Here is a 12602-nt window from a genome sequence, read left to right on the forward strand (position 1 = left end):
GAACATTGCCCATGGAAAAGAAAGATCAATGGAACATTGGCTACTGGATCGTCGCCGGCCTGTTGCTGCTGACGCTGCAGAACTACTGGCAGGCGGCCAAGACCGTCGAGCCCGTGCCCTACAGCGAATTCGAGAAGGCGCTGGCCGAGGGGCGCGTCGCCGAAGTGCTGGTGTCGGACCGCACGGTCACCGGGCGCCTGAAATCGCCGGACAGCCGGGGCAAGACCACCATCGTGGCCACTCGCGTCGAACCCGACCTGGCCGAGCGGCTGTCCAAGTACGACGTGCCTTACGCGCGGGTGGTGGAAAGCACCTGGCTACGTGATGTGCTCTCCTGGATTCTGCCGGCGGTGGCCTTCTTCGGCGTCTGGTTCTTCCTGTTCCGCCGCTTCGCCGAGAAGCAGGGCATGGGCGGCTTCCTGAGCATCGGCAAGAGCCGCGCCAAGGTGTTCATGGAGAAGAACACCGGCGTCACCTTTGCCGATGTCGCGGGTGTCGATGAGGCCAAGGCGGAGTTGGTTGAGATCGTCGATTTCCTCAAGAATCCGCAGGAGTATGGACGGCTCGGGGCGCGCATTCCCAAGGGCGTGTTGCTGGTCGGCCCACCGGGCACCGGCAAGACATTGCTGGCCAAGGCTGTTGCCGGCGAGGCGGCGGTGCCCTTCTTCTCCATCTCCGGATCAGAGTTTGTCGAGATGTTCGTCGGCGTGGGTGCAGCGCGCGTGCGCGACCTGTTCGAGCAGGCCCGCGGGCAGGCGCCGGCCATCATCTTCATCGACGAGCTCGATGCGCTGGGCCGCGCGCGCGGCGTCGGCGGCCCCATCGGCGGCCACGACGAGCGCGAGCAGACCCTCAACCAGCTGCTCACGGAGATGGACGGCTTCGACAGCTCGGTCGGGCTGATCATCCTCGCCGCCACCAACCGCCCCGAAATCCTCGACCAGGCGCTGCTGCGCGCCGGTCGCTTCGACCGTCAGGTGCTGGTGGACCGGCCCGACAAGAAGGGACGGCTGGACATCCTGAAGGTTCATGTCAAGAAGGTGACGCTGGCCCAGGATATCGATCTCGAACAGGTGGCTGCGCTGACCACGGGCTTTTCGGGTGCAGACCTCGCGAACCTGGTCAACGAGGCCGCGCTGGCCGCGACCCGGCGCAAAGCGTCCGCCGTGGAGTTGCAGGACTTCACCGCCGCCATCGAGCGCATCGTGGCGGGCCTGGAGAAGAAGAACCGAGTACTCAATCCCAAGGAGCGGGAAACCGTGGCCTATCACGAGATGGGCCATGCGCTGGTGGCGCTGGCGCTGCCCGGCACCGACCCCGTGCACAAGATCTCAATCATCCCGCGCGGCATCGGCGCGCTGGGCTACACGCTGCAACGCCCCACCGAAGACCGCTTCCTGATGACGCGCGCCGATCTGGAACACAAGATCGCCGTGCTGCTGGGCGGTCGTGCGGCCGAGAAGCTCGTGTTCGGCGAGCTGTCCACCGGGGCTGCCGATGACCTCGCACGGGCCACCGACATTGCCCGCGACATGATCACCCGCTTTGGCATGGACGAAGGACTGGGCTACATCGCCTTCGAGGCGCAGCGGCCACGCTTTCTCGATACACCGGAACTGGCCCACGGCGGCTGCCGGGTGGCCGAATCGACCCAGGCGCGCATCGATCAGGCCATCCGCGACATCGTGATGGGCGTGTTCGAGCGCGCCTACGGGATCCTCGACACCAACCGCGCGGTGCTGGAGCGTTGTGCGCGCGAACTGCTGGCGCGGGAAACGCTCGACGAGAACGACATCCTTCAATTGACCCAAGGACTTGTTCTTGATGGAAACGAAAAGTAGTAGGCGCTATTCAGAGTAAGCCGGCGGCTCTGTTCGGTGCGTCATCCAATTCGCCGGCATTGTTCAAGGAGAACCGATATGTCTGCATTGACTCCGTGGGACCCCTTCCGGGAACTGGATGAATTGCAAAACGGCCTGGCGACGATGTTCGGACGAATACCCCAGCGACAGGGCGCCCGTACCGGCAACGAAGCCATGACCACGGCGGACTGGGCACCAATGGTGGACATCAGCGAGGATGAGAACGCATTCCTCCTCAAGCTGGATCTGCCGGAGGTCCCCAAGGATGCCGCGCGCGTCAGCGCGGAAAACGGCGTGCTCACCATCAGCGGCGAGCGCAAACTGGAAAAAGAGAAGCAGTGCAAGAAGTTCCACCGCATCGAACGTGCGTATGGCCGCTTTGTGCGCAGCTCTGTCTTGCCTGACAACGTTGATCCGACCAAGGTGACGGCTGATGAAAGACGGCGCGCTGGGAGTGCGGCTTGTCAAGGCCGAGCAAGCCAAACCGAAACAGATTGAAATCTCAGTCAACTAACTTTAATTAGGAGCCCAAGATCATGAATATCAAACAGCCCCAATCAACCTTCTCCGCACTAGCCCTGGCGGTCGTCGTCGGACTGAGCGGACCGGCTCTGGCCCAATCGGCGGCAGGTTCTAGCCCAGGTGCTGCAGCACCCTCTGCCGCTTCCAAGGCGGCGCAGCCACAGGTAGATGACAAGGCCGCCCGGGAAGCCGAAAAAAAGCGTGCTGAGCTCACTCAGGACGCCATCACGGCGCTCACCAAGACCCAGGAGGCTTTGACACTCCTTGATGCAAAGAAGACCAAGGAGGCGCTCGCTGCGCTGGAACTGGCCAGCGGAAAGCTGGAACTGGTATTGGCACGCGACGCCAAACTTGCTTTGGCGCCGGTCGATGTACGCGTCATCACCCACGATATCCACGCCAACGTGGAATCGGTGAAGAAGGCGGTCAAGTTGTCTCGGGAGTTCTTGGGTGATGGCGAGCTGCAAAAGGCCCGGCCCATCGTCGCCAATCTGGCCAGCGAAATCGTGATCGAAACCGACAACCTGCCGATGGCAACGTACCCGGCAGCGATCAAGTCGGCCGCACGGCTCATCGACAGCGGCAAGATCGACGACGCCAAGGCGGAACTCGCCCGAGCACTGAACACGCTGGTGGTGACCTCGGTCGCCTTTCCTCTGCCCGTGCTACGGGCTGAAGCCGCGATGGCAAAAGCTGAAAAGCTGGCCGAGACCGACAAGCGCGATGCCAAGCAGAACGAGGAGCTCAGCACCTTGCTGTCGTCCGTGCGCACGGAGATCGAGATGGCGCAGATCCTGGGTTATGGCAAGAAGGCGGATTTCAAACCCATCTTCGATCATGTGAAGTCCATTGAGCAAAAGTCGGCTGGTGGCAAAAGCGGCAAGGGATGGTTCGACGAGTTGAAGACGCGCCTCCAAAAGCTGTTTTGAGGTGATGAAGGGGCCGACTGTTCGGTCGGTCAGTCTCGCGATGTTCGCAGTCAGCCCCAATAGATTCGCCTATTTTCACTAACTCACACGAGGCATATCACCATGAATGAGCAAACATCGAATCCCAATGCGACGAACAAAGAAATAAACGAACAGGCCGCGGTAAGCAGCCTTCCTGTCAGTCCAGAGGCCAAGGCTGAAGTCGTCACGGAGGTACAGCCTGAGGTTCAGAAGGAAACGGACTCGCAGGCGGCAGACAAACGTAAACAAGTCCTCGATGAGGCCGTCTCGGCCTTGGCGCTGACCAAATCAGCGCTGGCCGCACTTGACGGAAAGGACGCTGCACGCGCATTGGCAACGCTGGCCGAAGTGACGGGAAAGCTGGAGCTGATCGTTGCGCGCGAACCCACGCTCGCCCTGGCCCCCGTTGATGTGCGCACCATCGTGCACGACTTGTTCGCCAACACGGAAACCATTGAGGCGATGACCGACGAGGCGCTGGATGCCCTCAAACATGGCGAGGTGCAACAGGCACGTCACGTGCTGGCTTTGCTGGCCAGTGAAATCGTGATCGCGGTCACCAACATCCCTCTGGCGTCCTATCCCGCAGCCGTGAAGTCAGTCGTGCCGCTGATCGATCAGGGCAAGATTGAAGAAGCCAAAGCCGCGCTGCAGGCAGCGCTCAGCACGCTGGTCGAGACGCGCAGCGTGCATCCGCTGCCCGCCCTGCGCGCCAGGCTGCTCCTGAAGCGCGCCGAGACCTTGGTAGAAGATGGTCAGCGGAGCGAAGCGTCCAATGAGCGCCTGGAGACATTATTGAACGAAGCGCGGCAGCAGTTGGAAATGGCAGAACTGCTGGGCTATGGAAAGAAGAAGGACTTTGAGCCCCTGTATGCTGAACTCAAGAAAGTCAAGCAAAAGACGGCTGGGGGAGGCGGCGGAAAAGGCTGGCTCGATGAAATCAAGGCAAAGCTGTCCAAGTTGATCTGAAACCGCTGGATAGGGCGTAAGAGGGGCGCGTCGCGCCCCTCTCTTGGCTCAGGAGTGTTTGCTTTTTCACCCCATTAGATCTTTAGGAGATATAGCATGAATACAGACACCATCACCGATTCCAGTGCGGATGAGCCCACCAAAACACTGTGTTCATTGACCGAAAATTGGTGGATTTTTGCGTTGCGCGGTGTCTTGGCATTGATTTTCGCAGCCCTTGCGTTCTGGATGCCACAATCGGCTCTGTTGGCCATGACCTTAGTGTTCGGCGCATTTTCCTTGGTCAATGGCGCTTTCAACTTGGTTGCAGCGGTGCGCCATATCCAGAAAAAAGAGCGCTGGGGCTGGCTGCTGTTCAGCGGCATTGTCGGCATACTTACCGGCGTCGTCGTCCTGGTTGCTCCTTGGGTCGCCACGATGGTCATGGCTTCTTTTTTATGGGCTAGCGTGGGGTTCTGGGCGATTTTCACCGGTGTGCTGGAGATATCCGCCGCCGTTCGGCTGCGTCAAGAAATCAAGGGTGAAATCTGGCTTGCCTTCAGTGGACTGCTCTCGATTGTCCTTGGCGCTATCGTCTTGTGGATATTTTTTTCCCGTCCGGTCGAGTCATTCCTGGCCGCAGGCTGGCTGTTGGGCTTCTATGCGGCAGTCTATGGTGTCACGCTTTTGTTCTTGAGTTGGCGTCTTCGCAAAACGCGCCAGGGATAAGAGCGGGTCAAACTAAATTCTATGGATATGAGCATCCTCGATTCATACCTCCATAGAAATGACATCGAAGGAGTCATACATGCAGATGCAATATAGCTATCGAGCTATCGACAAAGAGTTTCATGAACCTTGGCAGAGAGCTTTGGGAAATGTGATCGAGCACGCCCTCAAGCCATTGCTCGACAAACACACTAAAGATTCAGCGCAACTTCAAATCGTCCTTGATCGCGACAAGATCAAGCGGCAATTTCTGGCCAGTGGCTATATGCACCTGCCCGGCAAAAAGATTGTCAGCGTTACTGCATCACATGACGAGCTGACGCCCCTCGCGCAGATGCTCGCACAGTCGTTGTTCCGTCAGGCCAAGAAGCATTTTGACCGACTGCATGCTCAGGATCAAATCAAGCGCAAAGCACGACGCGAGCGCTTGCGCGAGCTCAAGGTGCGAATTGCTGCAAAACCCGCGTCAGCCGCCCATGAGGCCAAAGAGACCCGAATGCCTCTACTGTCGAAACTTGAGGCTGTCGCAAGGCGTGAGCTGGCTTATCTGCGGGCCGTCGGCGATTTACCGCGCGATTATCCGACGCTGCGCGACGTGGTGGATGAAGCGATTGTCCGAGCTGAGGTGGAATGGCAATCCGTGCCGGGGGAAAAAGAGGCTTACACCGGTCTTTTGAAGCATCTGTTCGCCGTCCTGGATAACGAAGTGGCAAGCAGCCGGCAATTTGGCGAATTCGTTTCTCTGGACGCGCCGGTCGAACCGGATGCCCAGGACGTCGCCGAGGCCATGGTGGAAGAGGAAATCTTCGAATTTTATCAGCCCGATGACACACTCAAGCTGGCCGATATCTTCGCTGGCAGTCAGCATCCCGATGTCGCAACGATCGCGGAACAGGAGGAGCTGATTGATCGGTCGAGCGAGTTCGCTTTTGCATTCGACCTGCTGAAGGACATGCCGCGTTTGTGGCGGCGCATTTTTCTGCTTATCCGTGTGGACGGGCTGAATGCCAGCAGCGTCTCTGAAATCCTGCTGATTCCTAGTAAGGAAGATGCTGTCCGAAGGTGGCTCATGCAGGCCGAAGCATTCATCGCTGCTCATCTGGAAGAGGCCGGAGTAAGCAAAAACGGGAACGATTGGCTCCAAGGCGTTGATTGGTCGGCATTGTCTGTGACCCGAAGCGAGGCAGCCTCACTGTGGTCCAAGGAGGCGAACCATGAAGAATGATCTTCACCTTGTCTGCCCGCATTGCCAGTCCATCAACCGCGTACCGACTGCGAAGCTATCGGAACATCCCAACTGCGGCCGCTGCCAGCAGCCCTTGTTCACGGGCGAGCCCATCGAGTTGACCACGGCGACGTTCTCGCGCCACGTGGAGCGCAGCGACCTGCCACTGTTGGTCGATTTCTGGGCACCTTGGTGCGGGCCGTGCAAGATGATGGCCCCGCAGTTCCAGCAAGCGGCGCGCCAGCTCGAACCCAGGGTCAGGCTGGCCAAGGTCAATACCGAGGCAGAACCCCACCTGGCCGCGCAGTTCGGCATCCGCAGCATTCCGACGCTCGCCCTGTTCCAGGGTGGGCGGGAGATCGGGCGTCAGGCTGGCGCCTTGGGCGCGCAGGACATCGTGCGCTGGGCATCTGCACAGGTGGGGCGCTGACCGATGCAGGACTTGCTCGGCGCCACCCTGATCCTGCTGGCGGCATGCAGCCTCGCGGATGTGGCGACGGCGGCGTTCAGAGTACCCGCCTTGCTGGGTTACCTCGCCGTCGGCGCCTTGCTGGGCCCGTCGGTCAGCGGTGTAGTCGCGCCGGGAGAAGCGCTTGATTTTCTGTCCGAGCTGGGCGTGGCCCTGCTGCTGTTCATGGTTGGGCTGGAGTTCTCCCTCGGGCACTTCTGGCTTTCCCGTAAAACCGTATTGGCGGCCGGCAGCTTGCAGATGATCGCTGTCGCCACGCCACTGACCTTGATGTTGATGTGGCTGGGACAGCCAGTTCAGCGCGCTGCGTTGCTCAGCACTGCGGCGGCCATGTCGTCCACGGCGCTGGTCAGCCGACAGCTGGCCGACCAAGGCGAGCTCACCACCCGCCACGGCCGCAGCGCCATCGGCGTGCTGGTCTTTCAGGACCTGGCCAGCGTGCCCCTGCTGGCCCTGCTGGCGATCTGGGCGCGCGGCGAGTCGCCGAAGATCGAGAGCGTGCTGCTCGAAGTGTTGGGCGTGCTGATGTTGTTCGCGGCAGCGGCCCTCGCCTCCCGTCGTCTGTTGCATGGCCTGCTGGGCTGGGTGGCGCGGCAGGGCCACGAAGAATCCTTCGTGCTGGTTTCCTTGTGCGTGGTGGTGGCTGCCGCCGCTGCTGCACACGCGGTCGGCGTATCCGCCGCCCTGGGTGCGTTTTTGGCCGGCATGGTGCTGGGCGAGAGCGACTTCCGTCACCACATGGAAAGCCACCTCAAACCGTTTCGCGATGTGTTGTCGGGGGTGTTCTTCGTGACCATCGGCCTGCAGTTGGACGGAGCGCAGATTCTTTCGGCACCACTGGCGGTGTTCGCGTGGCTGGCAGTGCTGGTACCGGTCAAGATCGGGCTCAACACCCTGGCCTTGCGGGCGACGCGCCTGTCCGCCCTCGATGCCTGGCGCACGGGCATAGCGTTGGGGCATGGCGGCGAGTTCGCCCTGCTGTTGTTGGGCATGGTCTTGCAGCAGCATCTGATTCCCGCGACCGTCGTACAACCCATGCTGGTCGCGCTGGTGCTCAGCATGGCCTTGGCACCGCTGCTGATCCGCCATCACGATGTACTTGCCCGGTTCTTGAGCCGCACCGGCGGCGTCATTCAGCCACCCCAGGCTGAAGAAGTTGAGATCACCGCGCAGACAGCGCGATTTCGAGACCACGTCATCATCTGCGGCGCGGGCGAGCTTGGCCTGACCGTCAGTGAGATTCTTCGCCACGCCGGCGTGGCGCATCTGCTGCTGGAAGCAGACGAGCAGAAGGTAGAGGCCGAGCGTGCCGCCGGCGTGCCGGTGTTCCATGGCGATGCGAGTCGGCCCGATACCCTGCTGGCTGCCGGGTTGGCGCAAGCGCGTCTGGTGGTGCTCACGTTCGCCCATGCCCAGCAAGTGCTGCGCATCGCCCAGGCGATTGCCGAGCGCCGTCCGGCGCTGACCTTGTGGGTGTCATGCAGAAGTACGACCGCGGCCGATGCATTTCGCGCCATGCCCAACGTGCGTGTGTACCAGCAATCCTTTGCCGCAGGCCTTGGGCTGGCGGAACAAGTGATGTCGTCGCTTGGCATGTCGGCCAAGCTCGTCGAACGAAACATCAGTGCGATGCGCCGCCGTCTCGACAGCGGCAATGTCGCAGGGAGTCCATCTGCATGAAGTCAACAGGCCGCAATCCATTTCAGGTCTTCCGTGACCAATGGGCCATCATGAGTTTATACGAGCGCTTCGAGCAGGTCGTCGCCCTCGTTCTGTCGGCGGTAATTGCCGTCATCATCGTGGTGTCGCTGTTCCAGCTCATCGCCATCGTCTTCACGCTGCTGGTCCTCGATGCCTTCAATCCCCTGGATCACAAGGTATTCCAGAGTGTGTTCGGCATGATCATGACGCTCTTGATCGCGATGGAGTTCAAGCATTCCATTGTGCGCGTGGCGCTGCGTCGGGACAGCATCATCCAGGGCAAGACCGTGATCCTCATCGGTCTGATCGCGCTGGCGCGCAAGTTCGTGATCCTTGACCCCGAGGCGAGCCCCGCAAAGATAGCCGCGCTGGCAGGCGCCACGCTGGCTCTGGGTGCGACCTACTGGCTGCTGCGCAAGCGCGGCGACCGCGCCGCCGAGACCTCTGAGCATGACCCGTCATCATCCCAGTGATCCGCGCACGGCGCTGTTGCAACACCGCTGGCTCAACCGCCTGCAGACCGGGCTGTTGGTCCTGACCCTGGTCGGGATCGCAGCCGCAGCAGGGAGACTGCCGTTTGGGGAAGGCGGCCTGTGGCTCGCGCTGTTTGCCGTTGCAGGTGCGTTGCTGCTGGAACCGGTAGCCGCGTCGGCGCTGAGCTTGCGCCTGTACCGCGTACGGGCCTTGCACCCGCAAGAAGCCCACGAGATGTGGGCCCTGTTGCGCGAGCTGCCCGCCCGTGCCGGTTTGCCCGCCACGCCGGTGCCGCACTATGTGCCCAGTGCCGTCGTCAACGCCTTCGCCACCGGATCGAAGCAGGAGGCATCGATCGCCCTCACCGATGGCCTGCTGCGCAGCCTGAGCCCACGCGAGCTGGCGGGTGTGCTCGCGCACGAGATCGCGCACATCACCAATGAGGATCTGCGCGTCATGAGGCTGGCGGATTCCGTCAGTCGCCTCACGAGCCTGCTGGCCCTCATGGGACAAATCGCGATCCTGCTCAACCTGCCCGCGCTGCTGGTTGGCGCGGCGGAGGTCTATTGGCCTGGTCTATTGTTATTGGCCGCATCGCCCCAGCTGGCCCTGCTCGCACAGCTCGGCTTGTCTCGCGTGCGTGAGTTCGACGCTGACCGCCTCGCGGCGGAACTGACGGGCGACCCGCAGGGGCTGGCGTCCGCGCTGGCGAAAATCGAGCGGGTCAGCCGCTCCTGGCGTGCCTGGCTGTGGCCGGGATGGGGCAATCCCGAGCCCTCCTGCTTGCGCACGCATCCGGCAACGCAAGAGCGTATCGCACGCCTGCTGACGTTGGCGCCTGGGCCAGCATCAGCGTTGCCATTCCACGCGCCCCATTTCTTGCCGGAATCCGCTGTGACGCCGCGCCCGCCGCGCTGGCACCCGAGCGGGCTGTGGCGCTGATTGCCTATCAACAGGAGACTTCTCATGGCCTACCCCGACCCGTACCCACGCCCCGCACCGGACCCCTTCATCCGGCGCTGGCTCTTCATCACCGCCTGTATTGCCACGCTCATGCTGCTGTGGCAGTTCCTGCCCGCCATCGAGGCCTGGTTCAGTCCGCGCGAGGCGGCAGATCGCACCGTGACGGCGCGTGGCGATCTGGCGGCGGACGAGAAAGCCACCATCGAACTGTTCGAAGAATCGCGCGCTTCGGTGGTCTACATCACCACCGCGCAGCTGGTGCGCGACGTCTGGACTCGCAATGTCTTTTCCATGCCGCGCGGCACCGGTTCGGGCTTTATCTGGGACGATGCCGGCCACGTCGTCACCAACTTCCACGTCATCCAGGGTGCTTCTGAAGCCACGGTCAAACTCGCCGATGGCCGCGACTACCAGGCCGCGCTGGTGGGGACGAGCCCAGCGCACGACATCGCCGTGCTCAAGATTGGCGTCGGTTTCAAGCGCCCGCCGGCCGTGCCGGTCGGCACCAGTGCCGACCTCAAGGTGGGTCAGAAGGTGTTCGCTATCGGCAACCCCTTCGGCCTGGACTGGACGCTCACCACCGGCATCGTCTCCGCGCTCGACCGCTCGTTACCCGGAGAAGCGGGCGGCCCGGCCATCGATCACCTGATCCAGACCGACGCCGCCATCAACCCTGGCAACTCCGGTGGGCCGCTGCTCGATTCGGCAGGAAGGCTCATCGGCATCAACACGGCGATCTATAGCCCCTCCGGCGCCTCGGCCGGGATTGGTTTCGCCGTGCCGGTGGACACCGTCATGCGCGTAGTCCCGCAACTCATCAAGACCGGTAAGTACATCCGTCCGGCGCTGGGCATTGAGGTGGACGAACAGCTCAATCAGCGTCTGCTTGCACTGACCGGAAGCAAGGGCGTGTTCGTGTTGCGTGTTACCCCTGGTTCGGCAGCGCACAAGGCCGGCCTCGCGGGTGTCGAAGTCACGCCGCAAGGCATCGTGCCGGGCGACCGCATCATCGATGTTGATGGCAAGGCGACGGACGATGTGGCCAAGCTGCTCGCGCGGCTAGACGACAGGAAGGTCGGCGATGTGGTGGTCTTGTCAGTGGAACGGGCCGGCAAATCGCGCGAGGTGCGTGTGGAGCTGCAACCCGGGAATTGATTGAACTGAACCTGTGGATCAGGCGGTAGTGCAGCGTCGCGGTGATTGAGGTTCTCAGGTCTTCGGCCAGGTAGCGTTCCGCCTCAACCTCCGTAATTTTCGGATGCGATCTGCCTATCCGAATAGGCAAGCATGCAACGCCGGAACCTCTTGCCAATCATCGAAGGAGAAAGCGAGGCGCAATCCGCATGAGGTGGACGCAGGCCAGGAACGAGGCAAACAGGAGGCCGCATTGGAACTCAGACTACTGCGCTATTTCGTTGCGGTCGCGGAAGAACTGCATTTCGCGCGAGCGGCCGAGCGCCTTGGCGTAGAACAATCGCCTGTGTCGCGCGCAATGCGCAATCTCGAAGCCACGCTCGGCGTGCAGTTGTTCGACCGCAGCGCGCACCAGACGCGACTGACCTGGGCCGGTCAAGTGTTCCTCGGTGAGTGCCGGCGTGTGCTGGCCACCGTGGAGCAGGCGGTGAGTGCCGCAAAGGCGGCGGCGCAGGGCTATCAGGGTTATCTGCGCATCGCCATCTGCGACAGCTTGGCGCAGCCCCACATTGCCACCTTGCTGGCGCGCAGCCGCGAGGAAGAGCCCGAACTGGAGATTCGCGTCTTCGAGCTGCCTTTCGCGCAGCAGCTCAAGGGCCTGCACAACGATCTGCTGGACATCGGCTTTGCGCTGTCGGACGCGGTGAGCGAAGGCCTTGTCGCCGAGCCCGTGTGGACCGATCCTCTGTCGGTGATCGTGCCCGTGCGCCACCCCTTGTTGGCGCACGCGGAAGTGCCATTGGATGAAGCCTTGAAGTTTCCGTTGGTACTGTGCCATCCGGACGCGGGATCGGGCTGCCACCACCAGATCCAGGCGGTGCTTCAAGGTGCGTCCAAGCCGCTCAAGCTGGTAGATCAGGTGACGAGCCTAGGCGTGATGCTGACTCTGGTCGGTGCCGGTTATGGCCTAGGTTTCGCCATTGCCTCGCAGGTGCAGACCCTGAACCGCCCCGACATAACCGTTCGCCCCTTGGCCGGCACGCCGCCCATGCTGTCTACCTACCTGCTGCGCCGCAGCGCCGAACCCTCTGAGCCCATGAAGCGGTTTCTGCAGCGCGCCCGCGAGGAGTTCCTGCCAAAGGGAGATGAACCGGCCTCGTGACGTTGAGCGCTCGGGTACATTGGCTACTGCTGGCTGTCCATGGCTCGCACTGGACTTGCTCGGAGCGCGCGTTGACCAAGCGTGGTTTTCAGTCCATAATTATGTCCATCTCGGTTCGCCGAGTGCGGAAAACTCGTTATCAATCAACGAGTTGGGAACACGATGATGTTCCCATCGCCCGCTCCAGATAGACATCCCTACTGACGTCGGTTCTGGTGCACAAACAGAATGCGGCTTGAGAGTGGCCAATCTGGCTAAAGCGATTGAGCAAGCCGACGTGGACATGCAGTTCCACAAGCTGGCAGTCGAACATGCGTACGGTCACCATTTCGCCCGGCCGCTTAAAGCAAGTTCTTCTTCGCCTCCACAACGCTGCGCCGTTGGCAGTCGCGCCATTTCTTCCATATCGTTCGACCCGAGCGCTTGCGCATCGCCTCTTGATGGTGCGCCGAGCTCGAACTCG

The 12602-nt window shown here is 61.8% G+C and carries 11 protein-coding genes and 1 pseudogene; all 12 read left to right on the forward strand.

Annotated features, from left to right (window positions below):
* Nucleotides 1-11 precede the first annotated feature (11 nt).
* The 12 genes and pseudogenes from ftsH (at nt 12) to U6958_RS15290 (ending at nt 12139) form a co-directional block, all read left to right on the forward strand.
* On the forward strand, nt 12-1841 hold the full coding sequence (gene ftsH, locus U6958_RS15235; protein WP_020306398.1) for an ATP-dependent zinc metalloprotease FtsH: 1830 nt from the start codon (nt 12-14) through the stop codon (nt 1839-1841).
* 78 nt (nt 1842-1919) lie between these two features.
* Nucleotides 1920-2376, forward strand: a pseudogene (gene hsp20-GI / locus U6958_RS15240) (small heat shock protein sHSP20-GI).
* 22 nt (nt 2377-2398) lie between these two features.
* Nucleotides 2399-3313 (forward strand): heat resistance protein YfdX1, encoded by a 915-nt coding sequence (gene yfdX1, locus U6958_RS15245; protein WP_016446194.1) that lies wholly within the window; start codon nt 2399-2401, stop codon nt 3311-3313.
* Between the two features lie 102 nt (nt 3314-3415).
* Nucleotides 3416-4303: a heat resistance protein YfdX2 gene (gene yfdX2 / locus U6958_RS15250; RefSeq protein ID WP_020306400.1), complete on the forward strand. Its 888-nt coding sequence runs from the start codon at nt 3416-3418 to the stop codon at nt 4301-4303.
* A 96-nt stretch (nt 4304-4399) separates the two neighbouring features.
* Nucleotides 4400-5011 carry a heat resistance membrane protein HdeD-GI gene (gene hdeD-GI / locus U6958_RS15255; protein ID WP_003285392.1) on the forward strand — a complete coding sequence of 204 codons (612 nt, stop codon included), beginning with the start codon at nt 4400-4402 and terminating at the stop codon, nt 5009-5011.
* A gap of 79 nt (nt 5012-5090) precedes the next feature.
* Nucleotides 5091-6236, forward strand: a complete 1146-nt coding sequence (locus U6958_RS15260) for a hypothetical protein (protein ID WP_020306402.1) — start codon at nt 5091-5093, stop codon at nt 6234-6236.
* Entirely contained in the window at nt 6226-6666 is a 441-nt protein-coding gene (trx-GI, locus tag U6958_RS15265) for a heat resistance system thioredoxin Trx-GI (RefSeq protein WP_012761376.1), read from the forward strand. The genes U6958_RS15260 and trx-GI overlap by 11 nt, the downstream gene beginning before the upstream one ends.
* 3 nt (nt 6667-6669) lie before the next feature.
* Nucleotides 6670-8385, forward strand: coding sequence for a heat resistance system K+/H+ antiporter KefB-GI (kefB-GI, locus tag U6958_RS15270; protein ID WP_012761375.1), 1716 nt, complete (start codon nt 6670-6672; stop codon nt 8383-8385).
* Nucleotides 8382-8879 carry a heat resistance protein PsiE-GI gene (gene psiE-GI, locus U6958_RS15275; protein ID WP_020306406.1) on the forward strand — a complete coding sequence of 166 codons (498 nt, stop codon included), beginning with the start codon at nt 8382-8384 and terminating at the stop codon, nt 8877-8879. Before kefB-GI ends, psiE-GI begins: the two co-directional genes overlap by 4 nt.
* On the forward strand, nt 8857-9822 hold the full coding sequence (locus U6958_RS15280; protein ID WP_012761373.1) for a zinc metalloprotease HtpX: 966 nt from the start codon (nt 8857-8859) through the stop codon (nt 9820-9822). Before psiE-GI ends, U6958_RS15280 begins: the two co-directional genes overlap by 23 nt.
* A 24-nt stretch (nt 9823-9846) precedes the next feature.
* Nucleotides 9847-10998 carry a S1C family serine protease gene (locus U6958_RS15285; protein ID WP_012761372.1) on the forward strand — a complete coding sequence of 384 codons (1152 nt, stop codon included), beginning with the start codon at nt 9847-9849 and terminating at the stop codon, nt 10996-10998.
* A gap of 232 nt (nt 10999-11230) precedes the next feature.
* Complete coding sequence (locus tag U6958_RS15290) at nt 11231-12139, forward strand: LysR family transcriptional regulator (RefSeq protein WP_003141085.1); 909 nt, start codon at nt 11231-11233, stop codon at nt 12137-12139.
* Nucleotides 12140-12602: the final 463 nt, after the last annotated feature.

It is taken from the genome of Delftia lacustris (assembly GCF_040267515.1).
GTDB classification, from domain to species: Bacteria; Pseudomonadota; Gammaproteobacteria; order Burkholderiales; family Burkholderiaceae_C; genus Comamonas; species Comamonas tsuruhatensis.